This window comes from Actinoplanes sp. HUAS TT8, from assembly GCF_051380535.1.
Lineage (GTDB): Bacteria > Actinomycetota > Actinomycetes > Mycobacteriales > Micromonosporaceae > Actinoplanes.
In genome coordinates, this window is the sequence record NZ_CP195646.1 from 5,317,966 (window position 1) to 5,344,572 (window position 26,607).

21 protein-coding genes are annotated in these 26,607 nt (G+C 70.2%); 9 read left to right on the forward strand and 12 right to left on the reverse strand.

Translation table 11 applies throughout. The features are described from left to right. The first annotated feature begins 282 nt into the window (after positions 1–282). Positions 283–1,704 carry an alpha,alpha-trehalose-phosphate synthase (UDP-forming) gene (locus ACSHV8_RS23750; RefSeq protein ID WP_436535956.1) on the forward strand — a complete coding sequence of 474 codons (1,422 nt, stop codon included), beginning with the start codon at positions 283–285 and terminating at the stop codon, positions 1,702–1,704. 176 nt (positions 1,705–1,880) lie between these two features. On the opposite strand, the gene ACSHV8_RS23755 is transcribed toward ACSHV8_RS23750, so the two are convergent. Next, the gene (locus tag ACSHV8_RS23755; RefSeq protein ID WP_436535957.1) at positions 1,881–2,525 is read right to left on the reverse strand and encodes an NAD(P)-dependent oxidoreductase; all 645 of its coding nucleotides are present in this window, start codon (positions 2,523–2,525) and stop codon (positions 1,881–1,883) included. Positions 2,526–2,631: 106 nt separating this feature from the next. Between ACSHV8_RS23755 and ACSHV8_RS23760 the strand changes: the two genes are divergently transcribed. After that, a complete protein-coding gene (locus ACSHV8_RS23760; protein WP_436535958.1) occupies positions 2,632–3,231 on the forward strand; it encodes a TetR/AcrR family transcriptional regulator in 600 nt (199 codons plus the stop codon). Between the two features lie 147 nt (positions 3,232–3,378). Here the strand turns inward: ACSHV8_RS23760 and ACSHV8_RS23765 are convergent, their stop codons facing one another. Further along, a complete protein-coding gene (locus tag ACSHV8_RS23765; RefSeq protein WP_436535959.1) occupies positions 3,379–4,884 on the reverse strand; it encodes an MFS transporter in 1,506 nt (501 codons plus the stop codon). Positions 4,885–5,009: 125 nt separating this feature from the next. On the opposite strand from ACSHV8_RS23765, the gene ACSHV8_RS23770 reads away from it, so the two are divergent. Beyond that, positions 5,010–5,687: a TetR/AcrR family transcriptional regulator gene (locus tag ACSHV8_RS23770; protein WP_436535960.1), complete on the forward strand. Its 678-nt coding sequence runs from the start codon at positions 5,010–5,012 to the stop codon at positions 5,685–5,687. 83 nt (positions 5,688–5,770) lie between these two features. Here ACSHV8_RS23770 and ACSHV8_RS23775 read toward each other — a convergent pair whose 3' ends face one another. Together ACSHV8_RS23775 and ACSHV8_RS23780 are read right to left on the reverse strand one after the other, a co-directional pair. Beyond that, positions 5,771–7,375: an alpha-amylase family glycosyl hydrolase gene (locus tag ACSHV8_RS23775; protein ID WP_436535961.1), complete on the reverse strand. Its 1,605-nt coding sequence runs from the start codon at positions 7,373–7,375 to the stop codon at positions 5,771–5,773. A gap of 39 nt (positions 7,376–7,414) precedes the next feature. Then, complete coding sequence (locus ACSHV8_RS23780) at positions 7,415–9,052, reverse strand: PAS domain-containing protein (RefSeq protein ID WP_436535962.1); 1,638 nt, start codon at positions 9,050–9,052, stop codon at positions 7,415–7,417. An 88-nt stretch (positions 9,053–9,140) separates the two neighbouring features. On the opposite strand from ACSHV8_RS23780, the gene ACSHV8_RS23785 reads away from it, so the two are divergent. The 3 genes from ACSHV8_RS23785 (at position 9,141) to ACSHV8_RS23795 (ending at position 14,329) form a co-directional block, all read left to right on the forward strand. Next, positions 9,141–9,827, forward strand: a complete 687-nt coding sequence (locus ACSHV8_RS23785) for a hypothetical protein (protein ID WP_436535963.1) — start codon at positions 9,141–9,143, stop codon at positions 9,825–9,827. A 228-nt stretch (positions 9,828–10,055) separates the two neighbouring features. Further along, on the forward strand, positions 10,056–11,456 hold the full coding sequence (locus tag ACSHV8_RS23790; protein ID WP_436535964.1) for a DUF1996 domain-containing protein: 1,401 nt from the start codon (positions 10,056–10,058) through the stop codon (positions 11,454–11,456). A gap of 134 nt (positions 11,457–11,590) precedes the next feature. Further along, on the forward strand, positions 11,591–14,329 hold the full coding sequence (locus ACSHV8_RS23795) for a TIM-barrel domain-containing protein (protein ID WP_436535965.1): 2,739 nt from the start codon (positions 11,591–11,593) through the stop codon (positions 14,327–14,329). A 57-nt stretch (positions 14,330–14,386) separates the two neighbouring features. Here ACSHV8_RS23795 and ACSHV8_RS23800 read toward each other — a convergent pair whose 3' ends face one another. The 3 genes from ACSHV8_RS23800 to ACSHV8_RS23810 form a co-directional block, all read right to left on the reverse strand. Then, positions 14,387–15,907 (reverse strand): hypothetical protein, encoded by a 1,521-nt coding sequence (locus tag ACSHV8_RS23800; protein ID WP_436535966.1) that lies wholly within the window; start codon positions 15,905–15,907, stop codon positions 14,387–14,389. A gap of 59 nt (positions 15,908–15,966) precedes the next feature. Next, positions 15,967–16,431 (reverse strand): hypothetical protein, encoded by a 465-nt coding sequence (locus tag ACSHV8_RS23805; RefSeq protein ID WP_436535967.1) that lies wholly within the window; start codon positions 16,429–16,431, stop codon positions 15,967–15,969. 119 nt (positions 16,432–16,550) lie between these two features. Continuing rightward, positions 16,551–18,677 (reverse strand): hypothetical protein, encoded by a 2,127-nt coding sequence (locus ACSHV8_RS23810; RefSeq protein ID WP_436535968.1) that lies wholly within the window; start codon positions 18,675–18,677, stop codon positions 16,551–16,553. A gap of 170 nt (positions 18,678–18,847) precedes the next feature. Between ACSHV8_RS23810 and ACSHV8_RS23815 the strand changes: the two genes are divergently transcribed. Further along, positions 18,848–20,293 (forward strand): diguanylate cyclase domain-containing protein, encoded by a 1,446-nt coding sequence (locus ACSHV8_RS23815; RefSeq protein ID WP_436535969.1) that lies wholly within the window; start codon positions 18,848–18,850, stop codon positions 20,291–20,293. A 57-nt stretch (positions 20,294–20,350) separates the two neighbouring features. Here the strand turns inward: ACSHV8_RS23815 and ACSHV8_RS23820 are convergent, their stop codons facing one another. Both ACSHV8_RS23820 and ACSHV8_RS23825 read right to left on the reverse strand, forming a co-directional pair. Beyond that, positions 20,351–21,433, reverse strand: coding sequence for a M35 family metallo-endopeptidase (locus tag ACSHV8_RS23820; RefSeq protein WP_436535970.1), 1,083 nt, complete (start codon positions 21,431–21,433; stop codon positions 20,351–20,353). A gap of 173 nt (positions 21,434–21,606) precedes the next feature. Then, complete coding sequence (locus tag ACSHV8_RS23825; protein WP_436535971.1) at positions 21,607–21,984, reverse strand: MerR family transcriptional regulator; 378 nt, start codon at positions 21,982–21,984, stop codon at positions 21,607–21,609. 111 nt (positions 21,985–22,095) lie between these two features. On the opposite strand from ACSHV8_RS23825, the gene ACSHV8_RS23830 reads away from it, so the two are divergent. Beyond that, positions 22,096–23,289 carry an MFS transporter gene (locus ACSHV8_RS23830; RefSeq protein ID WP_436535972.1) on the forward strand — a complete coding sequence of 398 codons (1,194 nt, stop codon included), beginning with the start codon at positions 22,096–22,098 and terminating at the stop codon, positions 23,287–23,289. A gap of 42 nt (positions 23,290–23,331) precedes the next feature. Then, positions 23,332–24,054, forward strand: a complete 723-nt coding sequence (locus ACSHV8_RS23835) for a mycothiol-dependent nitroreductase Rv2466c family protein (RefSeq protein WP_436535973.1) — start codon at positions 23,332–23,334, stop codon at positions 24,052–24,054. 123 nt (positions 24,055–24,177) lie between these two features. On the opposite strand, the gene ACSHV8_RS23840 is transcribed toward ACSHV8_RS23835, so the two are convergent. The 3 genes from ACSHV8_RS23840 to ACSHV8_RS23850 form a co-directional block, all read right to left on the reverse strand. Beyond that, complete coding sequence (locus ACSHV8_RS23840) at positions 24,178–25,254, reverse strand: NADH:flavin oxidoreductase (RefSeq protein WP_436535974.1); 1,077 nt, start codon at positions 25,252–25,254, stop codon at positions 24,178–24,180. A 168-nt stretch (positions 25,255–25,422) separates the two neighbouring features. Then, positions 25,423–25,803 carry a hypothetical protein gene (locus ACSHV8_RS23845; RefSeq protein WP_436535975.1) on the reverse strand — a complete coding sequence of 127 codons (381 nt, stop codon included), beginning with the start codon at positions 25,801–25,803 and terminating at the stop codon, positions 25,423–25,425. 199 nt (positions 25,804–26,002) lie between these two features. Next, positions 26,003–26,566 carry a TetR/AcrR family transcriptional regulator gene (locus tag ACSHV8_RS23850; protein WP_436535976.1) on the reverse strand — a complete coding sequence of 188 codons (564 nt, stop codon included), beginning with the start codon at positions 26,564–26,566 and terminating at the stop codon, positions 26,003–26,005. Positions 26,567–26,607 lie beyond the last annotated feature (41 nt).

Consider the following 26,607-nt stretch of genomic DNA (forward strand, 5'->3'; position numbering starts at 1 on the left):
CGACGCTCACCGCCCCTAAAGCATCCTAGGAACCTGGGCTGAAGTCGATCGCTGCGCATCAGCCGAGGACCCCCCTTGCCGTCAGCCGATTACACGCAGCGATGCGCTCAGCCGGTGGCAGCAGGGCCAGCCGGCGAGACGCGCGGCCGAGGCGACGGCCCGGCATGTCACGGCGCTCACCGAACAAACCCGCCGGCATGCCACGTTGACCGGGCCGCCCTGATCAGCAGGTCCGACGGCACTTACGGTTTCGAAACGGCCGCCGAGCGGTATCAGCAGGCCGTGAACAAGTCGTATGAGCTGGTGGTCGTGGCCAATCGTCTGCCGGTCGACGAGGTCGTCGACGACAAGGGCAAGCGCAGCTGGGCGCGCAGCCCCGGTGGTCTGGTCAGCGCACTGCAGCCGATCGTGCGGCGCCAGGGCGGCGCCTGGGTGGGCTGGACCGGGCAGCCGGGCGAGGCACCGGAGCCGTTCGACACCGACGGCATGCACCTGCACCCGGTCGGGTTGAGCGAGGACGACGTCGACCGCTACTACGAGGGCCAGTCCAACGCGACCATCTGGCCGTTGTTCCACGACGCGGTCGAGCAGCCCACCCATCGCCGGCCGTGGCGTCAGGCCTACGAGGCGGTCAACCGCCGTTTCGCCGAGGCGGCGGCCGCGCTGGCCGCGCCGGACGCCACCGTGTGGGTCCACGACTACCAGCTGATGCTGGTCCCGGCGATGCTGCGCGAGCTGCGCCCGGACCTGAAGATCGGGTTCTTCCTGCACATCCCGTTCCCGCCGGTCGAGCTGTTCATGCAGCTCCCCCGCCGCGCCGAACTGCTGCGCGGTCTGCTCGGCGCCGACCTGGTCGGTTTCCAGCGGCCCCTGGCGGCGCAGAACTTCCTTCAGCTGACCGCCCGGCTGCTCGCCCTGGAACCGGACGAGGACCGGGTGGAGGTCGACGGCCGTACCGTCATCGCCCGGGCCTTTCCGATCTCCATCGACGTCGCCGAGGTGCAGGATCTGGCCAACGACCCCGAGGTGCAGGCCGAAGCCCGCCGGTTGCGCACCGAACTGGGCGGCGGCGATCGGCGTCTCCTGCTCGGCGTCGATCGCCTGGATTACACCAAAGGCATCGAACAACGGCTTGAGGCGTACGGAGAATTGCTCGCCGAAGGCGTCGTGTCCAACGACGATGTCGTCCTCGTCCAGGTGGCCACGCCCAGCCGGATGCGGGTCCTGGAATACCAGCAGCTACGGGCCCGGGTCGAACGCGAGGTCGGCCGGATCAACGGCGAGTTCGGCGCGGTCGGGCAGGTGCCGGTGCACTACCTGTTCCAGTCGATGGGCCGCGCCGACCTGGTCGCCCTGTACCTGGCCGCCGACGTCATGGTCGTCACCCCGCTGCGCGACGGCATGAACCTGGTCGCCAAGGAGTACGTCGCCGCCCGCCACGACGACCGCGGCACCCTGGTCCTCAGCGAGTTCGCCGGCGCCGCGGCCGAGCTGGAGACGGCTTTCCAGGTCAACCCGCACGACGTCGAGGATCTGAAGCGGGGCCTGGTCGACGCGCTGGAGGCCGACGAGGCCGAGCAGGCCAAACGGATGCAGCCGATGCGCATGCAGGTCCACGACAACGACATCGACAAGTGGGCCCGCGACTTCCTCGACGCCCTGGCCGGCGACCCGGAGCACGGAGAAACCCCCGGGGCTCGTTGAACCCGAAGCCGATTCGTGCGTCATTCCCGGCGGGGAGACGACACGCTCTCCGCGCTCGGAGCCGCCCAGCTTGGCGGCCAGGCGGCTCCGAACGGCGCGGGCCCGGGCCCTTCACGAGATCGTGGCCCGGCTCGCGCCGCCTTCTCCTGGCACAACGAGCCCGGGGTGGCCGGCCGTCACTTCCGGTAGCGGCTCATGGCGTGGGTGTGAACGGCGGCCGGGTCCATGACCGTGCGGTAGTTGTACGCGGCGCAGTCCCGGAAGGTCGCGATGCTGATCTTCGTCTCGGACCGTTCCAGCACTCCCCGGGACGGGCCGTCGGAGCCGATGCCGGCCCGGTGCGCCATCCACTCGATGTCGCCGGCCTCCTCCATCAGGTAGCGCAGGACCGCCTCGTTGTCCCGGTGCTGCCCTTCGAAGCCGCGGGCCACGGTTTTCCGGAGCGTCCAGACGACCGGTGACAGGCGTCGGCCCGGAACTCTGGTCAAGCCGCCCGCCTGGTACAGGAATCGTTTGACGCCGTGTTCACGCATGGCCGGGATCAATGACCGTACGAAAGCGGTATTGATGTTGTTCTTCTCCTGGGTTTTCCGGTCGCCCAGCATGGCGACCACGTAGTCGGCGCCCGGCAGAAGGCCCGCCCAGTCGGCCGTGTTGCCGATGGTTCCCGGGTTGACCTGCAGGTCGGCACCGGACGAGGTGATCTTCTGGGGATTGCGGGCCAGGGCTCTGACCCGGTGCCCGTCTTGCAGGGCGAGGGAGACGAAGTGCTGACCCGTCTGCCCGGAGGCCCCGAACACCAGGAACGTCTTCTGCTCCATCACTTCTCCATCTGAGCGTTGGCCACACCATCAACCTAGGCACTGTCTAGAAAATAGTCAACGCCTAGAAACTAGGCGCCGCCTACCACTGCGATATGCTCACGGCATGAGGCGGCCCTTCCACCACGGCAACCTGCGGGCGGTCCTGCTCGAACAGGCCGAGGTCATGCTGCGCGAGAGCGGCGCCGACGGGCTGTCGCTGCGCGAGCTCGCCCGGCAGGCCGGGGTCAGCCACGGCGCGCCGCGCAGTCACTTCATCGACCGGCAGGCGCTGCTCGACGCCCTGGCCGAGCAGGGTTTCGACCGGATGGCCGAGCAGGTGGGGGCCGCGCTGCGAAGCCCCGGCACGATCCGGGACCGGATCCGGCTCGTCGGGCATGCGTATGTCGACTTCGCCGTCGACAACGCGGCGCTGATGGAGCTGATGTTCGCGGCGAAGTCGAACGCCCCCGACGGGCCGGTCAACGACGCCGCGGTCCGGCTGTTCACGCTGCTCGACAGCGGGCTGGCCGGCGCCTCCGGCGAGCGGGCCGACGCCGGCACCCGCGAGCGGTTCAAGCTGCTGTTCGCCGCGGCGATGCAGGGCACGGCCGCGCTCATCACGGCACGCCGGATCACCCCGGCCCACGGCAAGACGCTCGTCGACGACGCGACCGATGCGCTGCTCACGTCCGAGCTCGGCGTGCAGGTGCTGTCTCTGCGCTGAGCCACCTTTGAGCGGCCGCGGCCCGGCGGGACCGGCGTGACCGTCAGCCCGCGGCGGTGCGCCGGGCCAGGATCGCGGTCGGCGCGCGGGTCAACGGCACGTCCCGCCGGTTCGAGGTCTATGGATTCGGTGGTGATGCCGGCAGGGTCACATGTGTGCGGCCGGGGCGCCGTGCGGGTCCGCCTCCAGGGGACCGGAGCGCAACAGCAGCCCGCAGATCACCGCGCCGGCCACGAACACGCCCGCCGCCCAGGTGAACGCCGACGTGTAGCTGTGGATGCCGGCCTCGGCCAGCACCTGCGGCCCGGCCTGCTTACCGGCCAGGAAGTCGGTCATCGCGTTCGCGGCCACGGTGCTGAGCAGCGCGGTGCCGATCGAGCCGCCGACCTGCTGCGCGGTGTTGACCAGGGCGGAGGCCACCCCGGCGTCGTGCGGCTCGACACCGCTGGTGCCCGCGGTCATCGCCGGGGCCATGGCCAGGCCGAACCCGATGCCGGTGACGATCAGCGGGGCGAGCACGTCGGCCGCGTAGGTGGACGACGTGTCGATGCGCGCGAGCCAGAGCAGACCGGCCGCACCGATCAGGAAGCCGGCCGGGACCAGCGGGCGCGGCCCGGTCCGCGGCAGCAGCGCGGTGCTCGACACGGTGGCCGTGGTGGCCAGCGCGAAAACCATGGGCAGGAACGCGACCCCGCTGCGGACCGGCGAGAAGCCCAGGTTCTGCTGCAGGTAGAAGGTCAGGAACAGGAAGATCGCGAACATGCCGACCCCGGTGAGCAGGACGGCGACGATGGCGCCGCCGCGGACCCGGTCGAGCAGCACGCGCATCGGGATCAGCGGGTGCGACACCCGCGTCTCGATGACGGCGAACGCGGCCAGCAGCAGCACGCCGGCGACCAGCCAGCCCCACGTGCCGGCGGCACCGAACCCGTCGGTCTCGGCGTTGGCGAAGCCGTAGACAACCGCGAACAGGCCGGCCGAGACGGCGAGCGTGCCGGGAACGTCGATCCGGTGGCTCGGCCCGTCGGCGCGCTGGTTGTGCAGCAGCACGGCGGCGCCGGCCGCGGCGATCACCGCGAAGACGATGTTGACGTACATGCACCAGCGCCAGTTCAGGTACTCGGTGAGCAGGCCGCCGGCGAGCAGGCCGATCGCGCCACCGGCACCGGCCAGGGCACCGTAGATGCCGAACGCCTTGGCCCGTTCCTTCGCGTCGGTGAAGGTGGTGGTCAGCAGGGAGAGCACGGCCGGGGCGAGCAGCGCGCCGAACACGCCCTGTCCGGCGCGGGCGAGCACCAGGGTGCCGAATCCGGTGGCCGCACCGCCGACCGCGGAGGCCAGCGCGAAGCCGGCCAGGCCGATGATCAGCGCGGTCTTGCGGCCGATGAGGTCACCGATGCGCCCGCCGAGCGGCAGCAGGGCGCCGAACGCGAGCGCGTACGCCGTGACGATCCACTGCCGGTCGCCGGTGGAGAAGTTCAGCGCCGACTGGGCCGAGGGCAGTGCGATGTTCACGATGCTGGCGTCGAGGATCACCATCAGCTGGGCCAGGCCGAGCACGCCGAGGATCAGCCAGCGGCGGTTGTGGTGCGGGTTGCGCGCGGCGGGCGTGGCCGCGTCCTGCGGTCGGGTGCCCAGGTCCACGTTTGTCACGAGAGGTTCTCTTCCCAGAAGCCGACAAGGAGTGGAGAACTCGCCTCCACATATTTCACGCTACAGGAAGTGGAGATTTGTTCTCCATATGGAGAAGGTCACTCCGCATGCGCTAGATTTCCGGCGTGTCACCAGCATCCGAGCCCGCCGCGTCGCGCCCGCTGCGCAAGGACGCCGAGCGCAACCGCCAGCGCATCCTGCAGGCCGCCCGGGAGGTCTTCGCCCTGCGCGGCCTGGAAGTCACCCTCGACGACATCGCCCACCACGCCGACGTCGGCGTGGCCACGCTCTACCGCCGCTTCGCCAGCCGCGACGAGCTGATCCAGGCCCTTTACGAGGACCGGCTGGACAATCTGGTGGCCTGCGCCGAGGAGGGGCTGCGCAACCCGGATCCCTGGGCCGGGCTCAACGACTACTTCGTCAAGGCCGCCGAGGCCATCGCCGGCAACCACGGCCTGCGCGACATCCTGTTCAGTCGCACCTACGGCCAGGACCAGATCGACGAGAAACGCCGCCGCCTGCAGCCGGGCGCCGACGCCCTCGTCGCCCGCTGCCACGCCGCCGGTCTGCTGCGGCCCGGCGTCACCGGCACCGACATCGCCATGATCCACTACATGATGAGCTCGGTCCTGGAGTACACCGAACATGCCGAACCCGGACTCTGGCGCCGCTACCTGGCCACCCTGCTCGACGGACTACGCGCGACGCCCGGCGCGGGACCGCTCCCCCACCCCGCCCCGGAAGCCGAGACCATCGACAAACTCGCCCAGCACTGGAAACCACCCCGCCGCAACCGGCAGTAGGCAATCCTCCTACCGGCGCGCCGCACTGCCGAGCCGCGGGGTGACCGCGCCCAAGTGCTGTCCCTGCACACAGCGGGGCCGCGCTAACAGGCGAGGATGCCGTATCCGAAGCCGGCCACGACCAGGCCGTCGGCGGTCGCCGAGACGCCGGACGCCAGCAGCGCGGTGGCGCCGACCGCCTCGGCCGCGGTCAGTGTCGCCGGTTCACGGCGGGGGTTGACGACGACCAAATGGGACTGCCCGCGGACGTACGCGAAGGGATAGCCCTCGTTGATCACGCGGGTCGACGCCCGGGTCCGCAGGGCCGGGGTGGCCTGCCGCAGAGCGATCAGGTCGCGGACGATAGTGAGCGTCGAGGACGGGTCGTTGTCCTGCGCGGCCACCGTGGGCCGGTCCGGTGACGGGTCGACCGGCAGGTAGAGCCGGGACGTCTCGGCCGTGGAGAAACCGGCGTTCGGTCCGGCGTCCCACTGCATCGGGGTTCGGCAGCCGGCCCGGTTGTACGCCGGGTGGCACACCGAGCCCTCCACGTTCGGCAGGCCGGGCCGGAACGGCATGCCGATCTCGTCGCCGTAGTACAGGCAGGGCACGTTTCCCCAGGTGAACAGGAAGGTCAGCGCCGCCCCGAGCTGCTCGGCGGTGCGCGGCCCGCAGCAGAGCCGGTCGTAGTCGTGGTCCGCGGTCGACATCACGACCAGCCGGTGCGGATCCGCGGCGTGGGCGGCGTCCCAGGCGTTGAGGAAGACGCGGGTGCTGCCCGCCCCGGCGGCGTCGAAGAACGGTTCGCGGGCCTCGTGGAACGGCAGCCGGCCCGGGTAGTGGTTGTCGAACAGGCTGCCGTGCTCGTCGTGGATGACCAGGAAGAAGTCGGCGTCGAAGGCGGTCGGTCCGCCCGTGCGGGGTTCGGTGCCCTCGGGGATCAGGACGGCGTCCGGGTACTCGGCGTCCAGCCACTGCCGGATCTCGCGCCACAGCGCCACCGTCAGCACGAGACCCTCGGTCACCTGCTCGTCCTTGACCAGCGAGAACGCCATGTCGACCCGGAAACCGGCGACGCCCCGGTCGAGCCAGAAGGCGATGATGTCCTTGAGCGCCTGCCGGTTCCGCAGTGGTCCGGGGGCGTCGATCGGATCACGCCACGGTGCGTCGTCGCCCGGCCGCCGCACCCAGCCGAAGTTGAGCGCCGGCTGCTCGTCGTAGAAGTTCTTCAGGTAGTAGCCCGGGCGGCGGCCGGGCGATCGCACCCAGGCCGGCGTGCCCGGGGTGCTCAGGCTCCACACCTGATCCGGCAGGTCGTCGCACCAGATGTAGCGGTCGCCGTCGGGGTCCGGCCCGTCGGCGGCCAGCTCCCGCTGGAACCATGCGTGCTCGATCGAGGTGTGCCCGGCGACGAGGTCGAGCATGACCCGGATGCCGCGCTCCTTCGCCTTGGTGACCAGCTCGATCATGTCGTCGTTGGTGCCGTAGCGGGGAGCGATCAGGCAGTAGTCCGCAACGTCGTAGCCGGCGTCCACGAACGGTGAGGCGAAGCACGGGTTGAACCAGATCACGTTCACGCCGAGCGACGCGATGTGGTCCAGACGCGCGATGACCCCTCGGAGATCGCCGATGCCGTCGCCGTCGGAGTCGGCGAACGACTGCGGGTAGATCTCGTACAGGACGGCGTCGGCAAACCAGTCTCGACCCATGACCGCCATGCTATGAGGCCACGGGCCGGTCAAAGGCAGTCAGTAGCGGAACTTGTGCCGGGAGCTGCGCCGGTTCATCCGAGCCGGTAGGTCGTCCAGGTGGTCGCCATGGCGCAGCCGCTCGTTCGGCTCATGGCCCTGGGGGAAATGCCGCATGGTCACGACGAAGCCCTGGACCAGGCGGTCCTCGCGCAGGTCGCGGTAGGTGGCCTCGACCAGCACCTGGCTCTCGTCGGCCCGCACCAGCGAGCAGAACACCACGCCGTCGCCCGCGCCGCGCACGGCCTGGCGCAGCTGGTGGTGGTCGTCGGGGTGCACCAGGTCGGCGAGGGTGGCCAGCGGCGGCAGGTCATCGGTGCCGAGCAGTGCGCGCAGCGACGGGCTGGCGTATCGGATGCGCTGGTCCTCGTCGATCACCACCATGATGTCGGCGCTGCTGCGGATCACGGCCCGCAGATACAGGTCGCTGTCGCGGCGGCCGACCGCCTCGACCAGGAAGATGCGGTCCAGGGCGAGCGCGGCCTGACCGGCCAGCACTTCGAGGGCGTCGCGGGTGGCGGCCAGAGCCTTGCGGCGGCCGGCCAGGATCAGGGCGCCGCCGCTGGGCCGGGCGACGGCCAGCGGTTCCAGCCAGAGCGGGCAGACCAGCGTGGCGTAGTCGTCGTCGCTGTCCTCGATCCACCAGCTGCGCGATGGTGGGCCGGCACCGAGGCCGGGCACCGCCTCCGGGGTGAGCCCGCGGTCGTCGGTGGCGAAGTCGGTGCTGCGCAGGGCATCCGGGGGCATGAGCTCGATGATCGCGGCCCGGACGGCCTGGTCCACGGCCGCGGTGTCGGCGGCGGCGACCAGCGCGGCACTGGCCTGGCGCAGGCCGCGCTCCCGCATCAGGGCCTGCCCGTTCAGGGCCACCGAGTCGGCCAGCCGAGTGATGGTCAGCAGGAGGGTGAGGCCACCGGTCACGGCGATCACCACACCGTCGGCGACCGTGCCGCTGACCGCCTCGATCATCAGCACGACCGGCGGGGTGGCGACCGAGATGCCCAGCAGCGCGGCCCAGTGCGGGCGCCACGGGCGGGGACGGGGCGTCGCCGGCTCGGTGAGCCGCACCATCGACGGGTGCAGGGCGGCGGCACCCCAGGCCAGGTAGAGCACCGCGAACCCGGACTCGCTCCACCGGCCCGGCCACAGCGGCTGCACGATGTCGCTGACCAGCACGCCCACCGCGCCGACGACCAGCAGCGCGGCCGAGACGTTGCGGCCGACGACGACCAGCACCCGGACGACGACCGCGAGCAGCAGCAGGGCTCCGATGACGTACGCCCCGGAGACCTGCCCGATCCGGCCGGCGTCGCCGATGACACAGACCCAGATCACCAGCAGCGCCGAGCAGGTCAGGGCGAGCAGGTCGATGAGCCGGGCCCGGTCGACGAGGATCGCACCGACCCGGGTCAGCTGCAGCAGACAGCAGGTGACCAGCGCGAACATGGCGTAGAAGCAGAAGTTGGCCACGTCGGGCCGGTTCAGCGCGGTCAGCACGTCGCCGGCGGTGCTCGCGACGATGGCGCCGGCCAGCAGCAGCCACGGTTCGGTCCGGGCCGGGCGATGGCGGCGGACCCCGTGAACGATGGCGGACGCGCTGCCGATTCCCAGTACAGCCCATTCGATGGCCCTCAACACATCACGTTAGTACCAGCGGCCACCGAGCGTGTCCACGGCCGCACGACCGACCCCGAAAGGTTGACGGATGTGGATAGCATCGTCGGCCGTGGACGGCCTACTCGTGGTTCTGGTTCCGGTCGTCGCGCTGCTGCTGTGGGGCGCGATCTCGCCGCGATCGCAGTGGCGGACGCTGTTCGCCTGGCGCTACCGGAATCCGGAGGCGAACGAGCCGAGCGACGCGGTGTACCTGCTGACCCGGCTCGGCAACATCGCGATGATCGGCCTGCTGGTGTGGGTGGCCGTCGGGATGTCCACCGGGGACGACGACGGTGCCCGGCCCGCGGCCACCACCCGGCCACCGGCGGCCACGGCCACCGGTGACTCCGCCGCGGAGCTGAAGGCGGCGTTCGGCGTCGACCAGGCCACGGTCATCACGCCGCCCGTGGTGACGGCGGCGCCGAAGTCGAGCCGGCCGGTGAAGATCGTCCTGTACCGGGAGGTCGACGCGGCCGGACCACCGGCGTACGTGGCGCAGGCCCTGGCCGGCAGGACCGGCACCTGGGTGGTGCTGGGGGTGCGGGCCGACACGCCGCCCACCGGCGTCCGGTTCGGCAAGGTCCTCTCCGGCCTGCTCGCCGTCGACGTCTTCACCGGATGCGAGGCGCCCTGCCCGACGGCGACCGTCGAGTCCGGCGCGAACTTCTACCTTCTGCCGGTGCAGATCGACCGATCACTGGGCGGGCGGCTACTGGTCGACGCCTACGGCAAGCCGCTGCTTTCCACGCCGAAATAGGGCCCACGGTTCCGGAACCGTGGGCTCGGCCGGCCGCCCACGAGAAAGATTACCAAGGCTCTGACCTGCGCGGATGTGCGCGGCGCGGATTCCCGCGAGCGGTTCCCGGGGCGATCGGAGCCATTGACAGCCATTAACGGGACGTTCACAGTGACGGCCAAGAGAGCGCTTTCACGCTCAACTCCGTAACAGCTCCGACACCTCCCCGTCCCCCTGAGGAGCAGCTTCATGGATCTCCCCCACAAAAGGCGCGCCGTACTCGCGGCCGCGCTGACCGGCGCCCTGGTGGCCGTCGGCGTCGTCGGCACCTCCGCCTCGGCCGCGACCCCGGTGACCGTGCAGGCCGAGGCGTACGCCGCCCAATCGGGCGCGCAGGTCGAGGCGACCATCGACACCGGCGGCGGGCAGAACGTCGCCTACCTGGCCAACGGTGACTGGCTGCGCTACGACAACGTGGACCTCGGCGCGGCCGGGGCGATCACGGTCGGCGCGCGCCTGGCCTCCGACAGCGGCACCACCGGCACTATCCAGGTTCGTACCGGGTCGGCGACCGGAACCGTGCTGGCCAGCATCCCGGTCACCCGGACCGGCGGCTGGCAGACCTGGGTGACCACGTCCGCGGTGGCGAACACGCACCCGACCGGCGCGCAGACCGTCTTCCTCACCATGGCCAGCGCGCAGGCGGACAACTTCGTCAACCTCAACTGGTTCTCGGTCACCGCGGCCGGCACCACGACACCGTCCAACCCGGCCAGCCCGACCCCCACCGGAACCTCCGGCCCGGGGTGGCCCACGGTGGACCCGGTGCAGCAGGCGGCCGACACGGCCGCGTTCTTCGCGCTCACCCCGCGGCCGATCACCGGAAACGTGGTGCGGGTGCCGGAGTTCAACGCCGGTTGCACGGTCAGCCATCACCTCAACGACGACCCGATCGTCTTCCCCGGCATGGCCGGCGCGTCGCACGCGCACACGTTCCTCGGCAACACCAGCACCAACGCGAACTCGACCAACCAGTCCCTGCTCGGGCACTCGGCGACCACCTGTACCCCGGCCGAGGACCTGTCCGCCTACTGGATCCCGTCGCTGCTGCAGAACGGCACGGTGATCGACCCGGCCGGGGTCACCGTCTACTACGGCTCGCGGTTGAAGGACCCGAGCCGGACCCAGCCGTTCCCGCCCGGATTCCGGATGATCGCCGGTGACGCCAAGCTGCAGGTGCCCAGCAGCGGCAACCAGTTCTGGTGCGCCGGGCCGGGTGGCGAGATCGGCCGCAGCGCCGACGGGAACTGGCCGATCTGCGCGCAGACCGCCAACCTGACCTATCAGCTCGTCTTCCCGGACTGCTGGGACGGCGTGCACCTGGACAGCCCCAACCACAAGGACCACGTCGGACCGACCGGCCCGGACGGCACCTGTGCCAGCGGGAAGTTCCCGGTGGCGATCCCGTCGCTGTCGTTCGTCATCGACTATCCCGTGCACGGCAGCGCCGCCGGTTTCGCCCTGGCCTCGGGGATGGCGTCGTCGATGCACGGCGACTTCATGAACGCCTGGCAGCCCGCCGCGCAGGCCGCCCGGGTCCGCAACTGCATCGACCAGTCCGTGAAGTGCAACTCCGCCGGTAACAACTGACCCGGCACCGGCCGCTGCCCCCGACCGTCCACCGGGGACAGCGGCCGGTGTTTGTTTGATCCATTGACATTTGTTACCGGCCGGTGACAGCGTTGTCAGGGATAGATCTCATCGCCACCGATGGGGGTTTCCTGTTGCGCGACCTTGTCCGTGGGAAGGTCGCTGCGGCGACCTCCCTGATCCTGGTGACGGGCAGCCTCGCGCTGATCCCGTCCTCGCCCGCCCGAGCCCACGCGAAGCACCCCCGGAGCGTCGTCTCCGGCAACGCCCGCTTCCAGGTCCTCTCGCCGACCCTGATCCGCACCGAGTACTCGGCCGACGGCCGGTTCACTGACGCCGGCACGTTCACCGTGATCGGTCGCGACGACTTCACGCCGACACGCTTCACGCAGCGGACCGCGCACGGCTGGCTGACCATCGACACCGGTGCGGCCACTCTTCGCTACCGGATCGGTTCCGGTCCGTTCGACAAAGACAATTTGACGGTACGGACGAGGACCGGCCGGCAGCTCGTCACCGCCACCCCGTGGGCCGGAACGGGCGCGCCCGACTGCGGTCCCGGCGCCCTGTGCGAAGCCGAAACCCTGGCCCTGACCGGCCTGAGCACGGCCACCGACCACCGCGACTACACCGGTTCGGGCTTCGTCGCCGGCTTCGAGGGCACGAATGCCGCGCTCACCTTCGCCGTCACCCCGGCGGCCGCGGGCGCCCAGCAGCTCAGCGTCCGGTACGCCAACAGCACCGGCGGTGACGGCCAGAACGTGACCCGCACGCTGACCGTCACGGTCGACGGGGTCGCCGCCGGCACGCTGAGCTTGCCCCCGACCGGCAGCTGGGACACCTGGGCCCTGGCCTCCGTGCCGCTGACCCTGACCACCGGTCGGCACCGGATCGCCCTGGTCCGGACCGCGAGCGACACCGGCAACATCAACGTGGACAGCCTGGCCGTGCTCGCGCCGGGCGCCGCGTATCCCGGTCCGGTGACGCCGGCCCCGCAGCCGTGCGCGTTCGGCACGGTGTGCGAGGCCGACACCGGTGCCCGGACCGGCGGCGCCAAACTGGCCGACGACCACAACGGCTACTCCGGTGAGGGCTTCGTGGCCGGCCTCGAACGCACCGGCGCCGGCGTCGCGCTGACCGTGACCGGGGTGCCGGCCGCAGGCACGTACCAGGTGCAGGTGCGCTACGCCAACGGGCAGGCCGGCAGCCAACCGGTGCAGAGCCGGACGATGACCGTGGCCGCCAACGGTGACCCGGCGGTCACGGCCACCCTGCCGCCGACCAGCGGGTGGGACTACTGGCGTACGCAATCGGTGCTCGTCGGTCTGAAAGCCGGGGACAACACGGTGAGCCTCGGCTGTCCGAGCGACCAGAGTTGCAACGTCAACGTGGACACCGTCGCGGTCACCGCGAAGAAGGCGCCGCTGCTGGCCGCGCACGCGCCGCTCGGCGGGTACCGGCGCGGGCTGGACGGCGTCAACGGCGGGGCGCGGACCTACGCCGGGCTGCTGTTCCAGGACGGCTGGTCGCTGGTCGACGACTCGAACACCGGGCAGGACGGGTACGTCTTCGCCTACGGTCAGGACTATCGCCGGGCGCTGCGGGAGCTGTCCACGCTGACCGGCCCGACAAAATTGCTGCCGAACTGGGCCTACGGCGTCTGGTACTCGGAGTATTACGACCGTACCTCCGCGGAATTTGAATCTCTGGTGTCGCGCTTCAAGAGCGAAGGCGTGCCACTGGACTCGCTGGTCGTGGACACCGACTTCAAGTCGCCGGACCGATGGAACGGCTGGTCGATCGACCCGAGCCGATTCCCGGACTGGACCGCGTTCGCGACCTTCCTGCGCAAACAGGGGGTGCACACCGGCCTGAACATCCACCCGAGCATCCTCGGCTCGGATCCGAAGTTCGCGCAGGCGCAGCTGATCGCCAAGGGCAAACTGCAGCGCACCGGCTGCAACGGGGGCGCCGACTGTTACGTCTTCGACTTCGACGACGCCGACCAGCTCAAGGCGTACTTCTGGCTGCACGACCAGATGGGTGCGACCGGCGTCGACTTCTGGTGGCTGGACTGGTGCTGCGACGCCTCCCGCGGGGTGGACGCCCGGATCAACCAGGCGTACGCCGACAAGACCGGGTTCGCGTTCTCCCGGGCCTACGGGTCGTTGCAGGCCGGCGGCTACGGCAACCCGGGGCCGGTGCCGTCCGGGCCGTGGGCCGACAAGCGGACCACGCTGCACTTCACCGGGGACACCACCTCGAACTGGGAGACGCTGCGCTTCGAGGTCGGCTACACGCCGGGCGAATCGGCGGCGACCGGGCTGGCCGCGATCAGCCACGACATCGGCGGGCATACCGGCGGGCTGCAGGAACCGGGCAGCGAGCCGGGCAGCACCAAACTGCCCGACGATCTGTACGCGCGCTGGGTGCAGATGGGCACGTTCCAGCCGATCGACCGGCTGCACTCCAACCACAGCGACCGGCTGCCGTGGCAGTACGGTCCGGCGGCGAACGCGTCCGCGAAGAAGTTCCTCAACCTGCGCAAGAAACTGCAGCCCTATACGTACGCGGCGGCCAAGGAAGCCACCCGCACCGGCACCCCGATCGTGCGGGCGATGTATCTCGCGTACCCCGGTGAGCAGGAGGCCTACGCGAGCGCCGGCAGCCAGTACCTGTACGGGCCGGACCTGCTGGTGGCCCCGGTGACCACGCCGGGCGCGACCGCGACGACGACGGTGTGGTTCCCGCCCGGCAACAGCTGGACGGACTACTTCACCGGCAAGCGGTACGCCGGCGGGACCAGCGCCGCCGTCACCACGACGCTGGACACCATGCCGGTCTTCGTCCGGTCCGGGGCCAGGAAGCCGTAGCTCAGCGCCGCCCGGTGGTGGTCACCCGACCGTGACCACCGCCGGGCGTCACCCGGGTCAGAAGTCCAGGTGCTCGTATTCGACACTGTCCAGCCACCCGGTCAGCTCGGCCAGCTGATCGCGGGTGACGCCGTGGGCGACCCATTCGTCCTGCCGGTCGAGCCGCAGGAACCCTTTCCCGGCGAAGGCGCTGCGCAGGTAGTCGGTGAAGGTCAGACCGTGCTCCTCCTCGCGGACGAGCGGGTCCGCGCCGGCGTGGGGCAGCCAGACCGAGTAGGGGGCGCCGCCGCTGATGTCGGCCTTGTGCAGGTAGTCGGCGGCGATGATGATCGCCAGCGGTCCGGCGATCTCGGGATGCAGTTTCGCCGATCCCCGCTGCCACTGCTCGACCGAGGACCAGCCCGTGCCCAGGTCGATGATCTCCAGCGGGTCGGCGACCGTCAGCTGTTCGGGCACGCCGGGCGGGAACGGGGCCTCCCAGGTGTCACGCGGCACGAGGTCGATCGTGCCGACGATGCGCCAGAAGGCGGCCGGCGCCGGCGGCACCGCCGATCCCGTGATCTGTTCCAGCTGCCGTAGCCGGTCCTCGACATCCGCGGTGGGCCCGGGCAGCGCCTGCTCCGCGCTGACCGGCCAGCCGCGGGCCCGCAGAGCAGCGGTGAGGCTCGCGGCGTTGCGCCGGACACGCTCCATGGTCAGCGCGGCCACCTGCTCGGCCTCCGCGCGCCACCGCTCGTCGAGGTGAGCGACCGCCCCGAGGTCACGCCACACCCCTCGGTGGTCCCCGTCCTGATAGCGGGCCACGAGATCCCCCGGTCGCAGGGGCCGCGCGGCCGGCGTTGTCGCCTGCGCCGCCCGCCGGGCGCCGGCGGCATCCAGCGCCGGGCCGGTGACGGCGGGATCGGCATACCTGAGCACCTGGCGGGCCGACCGGCCCAGGACCTCGTGGTCGCGAAGGGCGACACACAGGTCGAGCCAGCGGTGGTCCTGCGACACCAGATCGCGCAGCTCGTCGGAATACCATTCCGGGCCGGACCGGGAGAACGATCGCGGCGACAGGAGAGCGAGAGCCTCGGCCGCGGCCGTCAACCCGGCCGCGGTCGCCAGGCATTCGCCGGAGAACAGGTGGCCGGCGTTGTCCCAGGCCGTTCCGTCGTCGGAGAACATGACCTTCAGGGCCATGAACCGGCCGAGGTGGTCCTGGTCGTGGATCCCGCGCCGCAGGACCTCGCGGGCCTCGGCGGTCCCGATCGCGAACAGCGCGTGGGCGGCGGCAACCGCGACCGGCTGGACGGGGCACTCCTCCCACAGGCCGATCAAAGTCGGAACGGCCGGCTCGAACCCCAGCAGGCCGAGTTCGCGGACCTGGTCGCTCACCGACCGCCAGCCGGCCGCAGCCTGGATGGCGGAGATGCCCACGTCGTGGTAGGCCTTCACCTCGTGCGCGGTGAACGTGTTCCATCGCTCGATGCCGACGCGGGGTTGGCGCCCGACATCCGGCCATCGGGCGAGAGCCGCGAGAAGCGACTCCAACACCCGGGAGCCCTTGATCTCGTCCTCGCCCGGGTCGCCCACCATGCGGACAGTATGTCAGCGGCTTCGCCCGACTCGGCCGACGGCAGGGCGGCGGCGTGCGATTACGAGCATTTGCGCAGCGTAAATGCGGCAATCGGGTCCCCGGCCGAGCTGGGAAGGTCAGCATCGGAACAGCTGAAAGGGCCGGGTGCGGACACCGTCGCCCCCTCATATCCCTGCTCGTTCAAGCCGATACCCAGGGTGAGGAAAATACCGTTCCCGTCTCGACTGCACGAGGCTTTGTAGTCCATAAAAGCGTCGAAAGATTGACCGCCGGGGCCGGCCGCCGACGCCGCCACCGAGCCATATGGCTCGATATACGAAGGCGGTGACGACGCCCAACGGCCCGGCCCGTCGATGCGCTGGTTCATCAGCACCAAGGTGCAATCAGTCTGGTTGGAGATCGATCCCCTGACATATTTTTCCGTTCGCGCCACGGCTCCCGCCGGAATGGCCACGGAAAACACTGCGGACAGCGTCGATGCGGCGAGGCAGGATGACCCGACGATCTTCTTCACGGCGTTCACAGGGCTAAATTTTATGTCGACGAAAAGGTTTACACCGAAAAATAGACGGATAACGCCGCAGTGGCCCCTACGGCCGGCGCGAGCGGCACGCCGAGGCGTGCCGCTCGCGCCGCTGTGGATCAGCGACTGATGCGGATGTCGTCCACGTAGCCGCGGTAACCGCCGGTCGCGGCCGGCTGGTCGTACCCGATGTCCAGCTGCGCGATCTTCTTCCCGTTGGCGACCCCGCCGAGCGCAACGGTGACCAGGTTCCACGCGTCGAGAGTCAGCTTGCCGCACTGGTACGCCGGGTGGGCCCGGTTGCCCCGCTGGTCCTTGGCGCCGGAGTCCCGCAGGTTGGTGCGGGCGCCGGTGACCGGATCGACCAGGGTCAGGTCGACCGCGACGCAGGAGCTGTTGGTGCCGGTGGCCAGCCCCCAGCTGGTCGTGCCGCTCTGCGGGTAGATCCAGTACGACAGCCGGGTGGTCGAGGTGACCGTCATGTCACCGAAGCCGAAGACCCTGGTGTAGGCGTACGAGGAGGTCGTGCTGTTGTCCTTGCCGGAGTACATCAGTACCTGTCCGCCGGAGTGGGCCCCGGTCGGGCTGGTCCCGTTGAACAGTTCCGGGCCGGTCAGCGTGCCGGTGATGCCGCCGACGTTGCGCAGGCCGCCGCCGGGTGCCGTGGTGGAGACGGAGTTGGTCCAGGTGTTGCCCGCCTGGAATTCCTCCACCCCGCTGGCGAACAGGTCGCCGGAGTTCCAGCTCGGCTCGCTCTGACCGGCCGGCTGCAGCACCAGTGCGCCGTCGTCGCCCAGCCGCAGTGTCGAGGTGCCCCGGCCCTGGCTGCCGGTGGCCCACAGCGGCCGGTCGGCGTAGTCGTAGAGGACCAGGTTGCCGTCCTGCTGGTCGGTGAGCCGGTACGCCTTCTGGCTGCCCTGCACCCACACCGCTTTCGGGGTGGCACCGCGCAGGTCGTACAGGACCAGGTTGCCGTCGGCCTGCATCCACAGGGAGTACTGACCGTTGGCCGACTTCAGTGCCGCGCCGCGGAACAGGGAGCGGCCCGGTGCGAGCGTCGGCAGCCAGTTCTCGCCGTTGAGCACGTCGCGCAGGTCGCTGTACATCGGCTCCTTCGGCTGGCCGTTGCTGTCGCGCAGACCGAAGTGGCACTCGCCGTCGGCCGGGTTGGCCACGCACAGTTCGTGGTCGGCCGCGGTGTCCTGGAAGGAGTAGATGAACAGCGGACCGGTGTACGGCCGGGACCGCCACATCCGTACGCCCTCCTCCAGGGCGTCGCGGACCCGTTCGACGGTCTGCGGCTGCCGGGAGCCCTGGCTCGGGAACCCGAACTCGGTGCCCCAGATCTTCTTGTCGGCGTCGCCGTTGCGGACCATCACGTCGCGCAGGGCGGCCAGGCCGCCGCAGAGCGGGTCGTCCGGTCCGAACCCGGACCAGTAGCGGTACCAGTTGACCGTGCCGTGGCAGGGGTCCTGCGCGTACGACGGGATGTGACCGCCGGTCCAGTCCGGGTACGGGTGGTAGGCGACGGCGTCCATGTACTTGGCCTTGCCGATGCGGTACCCGTAGTCGAGCCAGTCGCTGGCCTCGTTGTCGTTGTAGATGACGCCGTCCTTCTCGTAGGCGTCACCGCCGCCCGAGCCGCCGGCCAGCACGACACAGCCCGGGCAGGCGGTGTCGATCTCGGTGTAGGCGGCCTCGACCAGTTCCCAGTAGCGCTGCATCCGGGCGGTGGTGCTGTTGTCGCCGTAGCTGGCGAACCGTGCGAAGTTCGGCTCGTTCCAGATCTCGTACGCCTGCACCTTGGGGCCGAAGTGGGCCACCGTCTGCCGGACGATCGTCTTCCAGGTGTCATCGTCGGTCGGCAGCCAGTTCGGTTCCTTGCCGCCGTTGGCCCAGGTCGGCGTGTAGTCGAGGATCAGCAGCACGCGTACGCCGAGCGCGTAGGCGGCGTCGATGTTCTGGTCCAGCTTCTGCCAGTTCAGCGCACTGTCCCGGGTCGGCTGGACCTGATCCCATTGCAGGTCGAGCCGGACGATCGGCTTCTTGTCGCCCAGGTAGTCGTCCATCGCCGCGATCCGCGCCGGGCGCCCCTCGGTGTCGCTGCCGTCGCTGAACCCGACGTCGGCCGACGTGAAGACGTACGGCTCGGTGATCGCGGCCGGGGCCGCCCGGGCCGCCGGGGCGACGCCGACGAGCGCGGCCACCAGGATCGGGATGATGCTCCACGCGGAGATCCGCCTCATTCTTGCTCCCCCGTCATCGCCCGGACCCCCGCCGGGCGACATCGAACCGTATCAAGGTGTCGATCTCCGGGTTTCCCACCGTGGCATCTGCTTGCCGCGACCGGTCTGCTCAGATCGGGCTCCGGCCGTCCGATAACTGGCGTGACCGGTCCCGGCGGTGAAGGAGCGACGTGACGCATGCGCGGCCGCGCGTCCTCGGCGCGTTTCCGACGACCGACGTCGTTCCGCTCTGGGTCGGTGCGCCGATCCTGTTCCTGGCGGTCTGGGCGCTGGCCGTGTGGGGTGAACGGCACGGCGCCGTCCACGGGTCGCCGCTGCTGGTGGCCACGCTGGCCACCATGTTCGGCGCGTCCGGCAGCGAGCGGTTCCAGCGCCGGCTCGGCGGCGGTCGCCTGCACAACCGGGTCGAACTTCGCCTTCTGTACGCCACCTCGCTGCTCGGCGTCGTGCTGGCCCTGGCCGGTTGGGGCTTCCTGCTGCCCGCGGCCGTGATCCTGATCGGCACCCTGCACATCGGCTGGTCCGGCTCCCGGGCCTGGCGCCCGGCGACGGTGATCACCGTGCTGGTGACCGCGGCGATCCAGGTCGCCGTCCAGCTCGGCGTCGTGCCGTCGGTGGTGGCTCCGGCCCACTCGCACGTCGCCGCCGCCATCCTGCTGCTGCTGGGCGGTTTCGGGTTGAGCAATCTCGGGCTCAGCTCGGCCCGGGCCGAGCGGGCCGGGCGCGCCCTGGAACGCACCGAGGAACGCTACCGGGCGCTGGTGCAGGACTCCTCGGACGTGGTGGCCGTGATCGACGCCGGTGGCCGGCTCACCCACGTCAGCGCCGCCGTGTGCCGGGTCAGCGGCTGGGATCCGGACAACCTGCTGAACACCGCCTATCTCGACCTGTTCCACCCGGACGATCAGGAGCAGGCCCGTACCGCCCTGGCCGAGGTCACCGCGGCCGGCGCCGACGGTCAGGGCCGCCTCGAACTGCGGGTCGCGCACCGCGACGGCACCTGGCACTGGCACGAGGTCACCCTGCGCAACGCTCTGGAGCATCCGGCCGTGCGGGGCATCGTCTCGAACCAGCGCGACATCAGCGACCGCCGGGCCCAGCAGGCCCGGCTCGCCCACGCGGCGGCGCACGATCCGCTGACCGGCCTGCCGAACCGCGCGGAGGTGCTGCGGGTGCTGGAGTCGGCGCTGCGCGACGCCGCCTCCGGGCACGGTGTGGCGCTGTTCTTCATCGACCTGGACGGCTTCAAGGCGGTCAACGACGGTCACGGTCACGCCGCCGGCGACGCGCTGCTGGTGGCCGCCGCCGAGCGGCTGCGGTCCGGGCTGCGCGAGCAGGACCTGCTGGGCCGGCTCGGTGGCGACGAGTTCGCCGCGATCCTGACCGGGGTCACCGATGCGGCCGACGCCCGGGCCCGGGCCGGTCAGCTCATGGCCGACATGAGGCTGCCCTTCGCGCTGCCGGAGCAGCTGGTGACCATCGGCGCCAGCATCGGTGTCGCGACCGGGGGCCCGCAGACCGACGCGGACGACCTGATGGCCGCCGCCGACACCCGGATGTACGAGGTCAAACGGCGCAACCGGGGACGGCGCCGGCACGCCGCACCGGCTCCGTGAGACTGGCAGCCCGTCCCGGCCGGGACGGGCTGCGCGTCGCTGTGGGTCGAGCGCCGGTCAGCGGCTCTCGGCGAAGTACTCGTAGTTGTCGGCGTTGTCGACCGCGTTGGCCGGGCTCGACACGGCGAGCTGCTTGGCCGCGGTCTGGCCGTACACGTGGTCGTCGGTGCCGCCGTTGACGGTGAAGTGGCTCGACTCGTGGATCAGGGTGCCGGCCTTCGAGTCGGTGCCGGTGGCCGGCGCCGTCCAGAACGCGTTGCACAGGTAGATGATGTACGGCTGGTCCGGGTAGACGTACGCGTAGTAGTCCTCGTTGCTGGTGCAGTCGAGCGTCAGGGCCTTGGTCGTCAGCTCGGTGGTGATCTTGCTGTAGGCCGAGGTCACCCGCGAGAACCGCGACGAGCTGTAGGTGCCGAACCAGGTGGCGTAGGCGCCGCCACCGGACGGGTTCGCGGAGAGCCAGGTGGTGGACTTCTGCGAGTACGTCGCGGCGTTGGTGACGGCCGTCGCCAGCGAGGTCTTCTCACTGGTGGTGCACCCGCGGTAGGTGATGCTGACCGCTGCTGCCGCGGCGGCGACCTTCACCTGCTCGGTGGTGGTCGGTGCGACGCCGGACAGGGTGCCGGCGCCCCGGATGCCCGCGGTGGTGCGGACGGTGGCCCGACCGTTGTCGACCCGCAGCGTCGTCGTCCCGGTCCGGGCCCGCACCCGGGTCGAGGCCAGCGTGACGGCGACCGTTCCCGGCTGCGACAGGTCGTAGTCGTCGGCCAGGTTCACGGTCGCGGCGTAGACGCCACCGGCCGGAATGCGGGTGTAGTCGGCCGCGGTCGGCGCCGCGAGCTTGGCCACCTTGCCGCGATAGGGAACCGGCACACCGTCTCGGGTCACGGCCAGGACGGCTTTGGACTCGCGCGCCTGCGGCAGGTCCCGGGAGAGCACGGTGACCGCCGACGACGACGTGTTGCGCACCGTGACATTCACGGTGAGCGCGCTGCCGGTCACCTGGCCGACCTGGACGGTCGCGGTGAGACCGGTGGTGCTGGCGGCTACCGCCGCGCTCGCCCCGGCCGCGGCGGCGACCGGAACGGCAACCGCGACAGCGAGGCAGGCCGCCCAGAGCGGAGGTCGAGAGATGCGCACGTGAGTTCCTTTCTCGGCCATCGACTCCCGTGGGTGACGCCCTGTCGGGGGTCACCGGAATGGGGATCGATGCAAGTACATCAATGAATCTCAATCTATATGATCACCTTCTTCCGTTGAGAAAACTTTTCATCCCTGATGGGTCATATCGTCGGGCGGTGTCGCCGGTCCGATCAGCGCTGATCACGGCCATGTTGACCACTGGCGTCGACCGCGGCCAGGTAGTCGTCGATGGCCTTCAGGTTCTTGGCCAGCTCGTCGAGACGCCTGGCCATGCGGTCGCGCTCCTGCCGCACCCGGTCGACGAAGTCCTCGGCCGGATACTGCGAATTGGCGGCTTCGGCCAGGCAGGGCAGCACGTCCCGGATGATCTCGGTGGTCAGGCCGGCGCCGAGCAGACTGCGGATCTGATCGACCCGCTCGACCAGCGGCTCGTCGTAGTCGCGGTACCCGTTCTCGGTGCGCCTCGGGGTGAGCAGCCCCTGCTCCTCGTAGTAGCGCAGGAGCCGGGGCGACACGCCGGCCCGCTCGGACAGCTCCTTGATCCGCATGGAGATCCCCCTCACCACCGGCTTGCCTTCACATCAATGTGAAGGTTAGACGCTGGTCCGGCCGCCGCGATCGCAGCGGCCTGACCAGCGCAGTTAGGTGAGGAACGACCCGTGTCCACCACACATCTCGCGGTTCCGCGGACATCCCCCACGGAGCGCCTGCCCCTCCCGTCCCTGATCGCCCTGTTCACCGCCGGACTGATCACCACCCTGACCGAGGCCCTGCCGGCCGGGGTGCTGCCCCAGATGAGCCGGGCGCTGGGGGTCTCGGAATCGGCGGCCGGCCAGACGGTCACGATCTACGCGGTGGGAACCCTGCTGACCGCGATCCCGGTCGCCCTGGCCACCGCGACCTGGCGCCGGCGGCATCTGCTGCTGACCGCGCTGGCCGGATTCGTGATCGCCAACCTGGTCACCGCCGTGTCCGGCGACTTCACCGTCACCATGGTCGCCCGGTTCCTGGCCGGCGCCGCCTCGGGAGTCGTCTGGAGCCTGCTCGGCGGGTACGCGGCCCGGCTGGTCGGTCCCGCGCTCAAGGGCCGGGCGATGGCGTTCGCGTTCGCCGGCACCCCGGTGGCCCTGTCGCTGGGCGTGCCCGCCGGCGCCTACCTCGGCCAGGCCGTCGGATGGCAGCTCACCTTCGGCCTGGCCTCGGCGCTGACCGGCCTGCTGATCGTGTGGACCGCGTGGAAACTGCCCGACTTCCCGGGGCAGAAGGCCGAGGACCGGATGCTGCTGCGCGACATCCTGAGGCTGCGCGGCATCCGGACGGTCCTGGTGGTGACCGGCGCGTTCGTGCTCGCGCACACCATCCTGTACACGTACATCGCGCCGATCCTGGCCGACGCCGGGCTGCCCGGCCACGTCCAGTGGATCCTGCTCGACTTCGGCATCGCCTCGATCGTCAGCATCTGGCTCACCGGCGTGTTCATCGACCGGCACCACCGCCGGCTGGTCGTCGTCGGCACCGGCCTGTTCGCGGCGGCCGCGGTCGTGCTGACCGTGGCCGCATCCAGTGCCGCGGTCGACTACGTCACCGTCGCGGCCTGGGGTCTCTCCTTCGGCGGAGCGGCCACACTGCTGCAGTCGGCGCTGATGAGGGCGGCCGGTGAGCACGCCGACGTGGCCCAGTCGTCGATGGTGACGACCTGGAACCTGGGGATCGGTCTCGGCGGCCTGGCCGGCGGTGCGCTGCTGGCCGGTCTCGGCTCGGGTTCGCTCGCCCTCGCGGCGGTCGTGCTCCTGGTGCCGACCGTGCTCGTGGTCGTCCTCGCCCGGGGCCACGCATTCCCGGCCCGGCGCTAGTTTCGTCCGGAACACCAGCTGAGAACGCGAGAAGGTAGTGACATGACAACCGCGGACATCAACTTCTACTTCGACCCGATCTGCCCGTTCGCCTGGATGACCAGCAAATGGATCCGGATCGTGCAGGCGCAACGCGACTACACGGTCGACTGGCGGTTCATCTCGCTGCGCCAGATCAACGCTCACCTCGACTACGACAGCCACTTCCCGCCGGAGTACGAGGCCCAGCACACCGCCGGCCTGCGCCTGCTGCGGGTCGCCTCGGCGGCCCGGGAGAAGCACGGCCGGGAGGCGATCGGCCCGCTGTACGCGGCGTTCGGCGCCCGCATCCTGGAGACCGCCCCCGACGAGGGCCGCGCACCCGGCTGGCAGGGCACTCCCGAGTTGGCCGCGGACGCGCTGGCCGAGGCCGGCCTGCCGACCTCGCTGGTCTCGTTCCTCGACGACACCTCGCGCGACGCCGAGATCCAGGCCGAGTCGGACGAGGCGCTGTCGCTGACCGGCAAGGACGTCGGCACCCCGATCGTGCACTTCGAGCCGCCGGACGGCGTCGCGTTCTTCGGCCCGGTGATCAGCCGGCTGCCCGACGAGGCCCAGGCCGCCGAACTGTGGGATCACGTGGTGGGCCTGGCCCGCTTCCCCGGGTTCGCCGAGCTCAAGCGCAGCCTGCGCGAACGCCCGCAGCTGCCGTCGTTCGGCGTCACCACGCAGCAGGCGGGCCAGGTCGAGGACTGGCACGCCGGCAGCCGCCGCCTCAAGAAGTAGTCCCGATGTCGGCCTCGCCGGTTCCATCGCCGGCGAGGCCGACATCGTGGGCCCGGATCGCGATCTCGACACGGTTACGCACCCCGGACCGGGTGCGGATCGCGACAAGGTTCAAAGGCCGGTTCAGTAGACGAAGGTCTGCCAGCCCTGCAGGTAGTTGATGAAGCGCTCACTCACGCCACCCGAGCGAAGGTACTGTGCCGTCACCGGAAGCGCCGGGCTCTCGTAAAAGGCATCCTGCTGCACCTGCCGGGGAAAGTCTCGCCGCAGAATGCCGGCTCGGCCGATCACCACGAAGTCGCATCCCTCGTCCAGCAGCCGCCCGGCCCGTTGGGCGCTCATGATCTTGCCGGCAGCGCCGACCCGGACGCTCTTGCGCGGCAGGTTCGTGAAGACGCTGAGCATCGTCTGCCCCTGGAACGCTCCTTCGTGAACAACCTGGGCCGTATCCCACAGTGCGAGGTCGAGGTAGTCGATCAGTTCCCGATCGAGGATCTCGGCGGTGATGTCACGCAGTTCCTCCAGGCGCAGCCCGTAGCGCTCGACCGAGAGGCGCCAGCCGATCTGGAATTCAGGACCGCAGGCCCGGCGAATTCCTTCGATCACCTCGACGGTGAGGCGGGCCCGGTTCTCGGTGCTGCCGCCGTACTTGTCGGTGCGATCGTTGAGCAGCGGCGACATGAATTCCGACAGAATCCATCCGAAGGCGCCGTGCACGGAAACTCCGTCGAATCCGGCCTGCTCCGCGCGCCTGGCGGCCGTGATGAAGCTGTCCCGGATCCGCTCCACCTGGTGCGTGGTCAGCGCGTTCACGCCCGGAACGGTGGAGCCGGAGGCCGGGGCCGGGATTCCCCCCAGTTCAGGTCGAGCGCGGTGACCGGCGTGGTGCAACTGCACCGCGGACAGGCCACCTCCCTCCCGGATCGAGGTCGCCATCTCGGTGAGACCGTGAAGGTGATCGTCGCTGTGGATACCCAGTTGGCGCTTGAATGCGATGCCCCCGGGTTCGACCGTGGCGGCGCAGGTTTGCACCAGGGCGTAGTCCCCCTGCGACAGCTGCCTCATCCAGTCCTGATCGAAGACGGAAGCCGAGCCGTCGTCGTCACTTTGCTGGTTGGTGAGCGGCGCGAGCATGAAGCGATTCCGCATCTCTGGACCATGCGAGAGGGTGAGCGGTTTGAACAGATCCGAAACTGACATGACAATCTCCCGAAGACAATTGCGTCGAACATGTGGCGGACCGCGCCCGCACTTCAACAAAAGGCGCCCGCCGGCTTGTCCAGGACAAACCGGCGGGCGCCTCCCCGCTGCTCGGCTCGCCACCCCGCTCGAATCCGGGCGGCGGGGGCGTACCGGTCGGTCATGGCGTCAGAAGGTCAGGATCCGGTAGCCGTCCTTCTCCAGTTCGCGGAAGCTCGCGACCCCCGGGGTCCCCGGCGCCTGGTTCTGGCCGATCTGCTTGATCCCCTCGCTCTCGATGCCCTTGCTCGCGCCGAAAACGGTGGTGCAGCCGGAGGAGGCCACCGTGGCGACCTGCTCCTTCACCGCCTGGTAGAGCTCGTGCGCGGGGTGCGCCGGGTCCGCGAGCACGGCCGGCCAGCGGGTGCCCGTCCCCTGGAACAGGACGAGGGCCTCACCGTCCTGTGCGTACTCCCAGGCCGCCGCGAGGGCGTCGAACACCCGGCCCAGCGCTTCGTCGGTGCCGGTCGAGGGGTCGGACAGCACGACGACCGCGGTCTTGTTGCTCATGATTTCTCCTCAAGGTCGAGCGACTTGACATGCAGTAATTTACCGTACGTTCGGTAATAAACAAGGTCGCGCCCGTCACACTCGCGACCGGCCCATGGCGCACCGAGACTTCCTCGAACGCTTCGGGGCGGCCGGGCAGCAAAGATGCAGACGGTGACCGCCCGGGCCTACGGCAACGGTGGAGAAAAGCCGGCCGAACCTACGCGGAAGGCAGGAGAATGCTCGGCAGCAGCGCCACGGTCTCGGTGAAAGCCTGCGTTTCACCCATCACCCGGGCCAGCACCAACGCTCCCTCGATCCGCAGGAACGCCTCGGTGGAGGCACGCCGGGCGTCGTCGGGCTCCCGCCCCGCACGCCGGGCCGCGTCGGTCATGGCGTCGATCCAGGTCACGGCGAGCGCGCGTGCGTGGTCGCGAACCTTCGCCGGAGTCCCCGCCAGCGTCATCGTGTCGAGAACGCACGACAACGTGCCCGCCCCGTAGAAGTCACTCAGCCGGTTCGCGGTCTCGGCAACGCCCCGCGCGAGGTCGGAGTCCGTTCGCATCGGCTCCAGGATCCAGAGAAAGCGCTCACCGACCTTGGTGAGGACGGCATCGGCGATCTCTTCCTTACCGGCCGGATACCGGTGGTAGAGGCTGGCCCGCTGCAGCCCCGAGGCCGCCGACAGGTCGCCGATCACGGCCCCGTCGAAGCCCTTCTCCCGGAAAACCGCCATCAGAGCGTCGAGCAGCTGAGCTTCATCAATGGAAGGAGAGCGCGCCATGATCTCAGGTTACCGAACCTTCGGTAAACATCCCACCTCGA

Coding starts and splice junctions, on each gene's coding strand:
- ACSHV8_RS23835 (WP_436535973.1), top strand. CDS start 23,332: ATGACAACCGCGGACATCAACTTCTACTTCGACCCGATCTGCCCGTTC.
- ACSHV8_RS23755 (WP_436535957.1), bottom strand. CDS start 2,525: ATGGAGCAGAAGACGTTCCTGGTGTTCGGGGCCTCCGGGCAGACGGGT.
- ACSHV8_RS23850 (WP_436535976.1), bottom strand. CDS start 26,566: ATGGCGCGCTCTCCTTCCATTGATGAAGCTCAGCTGCTCGACGCTCTG.
- ACSHV8_RS23845 (WP_436535975.1), bottom strand. CDS start 25,803: ATGAGCAACAAGACCGCGGTCGTCGTGCTGTCCGACCCCTCGACCGGC.
- ACSHV8_RS23760 (WP_436535958.1), top strand. CDS start 2,632: ATGAGGCGGCCCTTCCACCACGGCAACCTGCGGGCGGTCCTGCTCGAA.
- ACSHV8_RS23790 (WP_436535964.1), top strand. CDS start 10,056: ATGGATCTCCCCCACAAAAGGCGCGCCGTACTCGCGGCCGCGCTGACC.
- ACSHV8_RS23810 (WP_436535968.1), bottom strand. CDS start 18,677: ATGAGGCGGATCTCCGCGTGGAGCATCATCCCGATCCTGGTGGCCGCG.
- ACSHV8_RS23800 (WP_436535966.1), bottom strand. CDS start 15,907: ATGGTGGGCGACCCGGGCGAGGACGAGATCAAGGGCTCCCGGGTGTTG.
- ACSHV8_RS23825 (WP_436535971.1), bottom strand. CDS start 21,984: ATGCGGATCAAGGAGCTGTCCGAGCGGGCCGGCGTGTCGCCCCGGCTC.
- ACSHV8_RS23840 (WP_436535974.1), bottom strand. CDS start 25,254: ATGTCAGTTTCGGATCTGTTCAAACCGCTCACCCTCTCGCATGGTCCA.
- ACSHV8_RS23775 (WP_436535961.1), bottom strand. CDS start 7,375: ATGGGTCGAGACTGGTTTGCCGACGCCGTCCTGTACGAGATCTACCCG.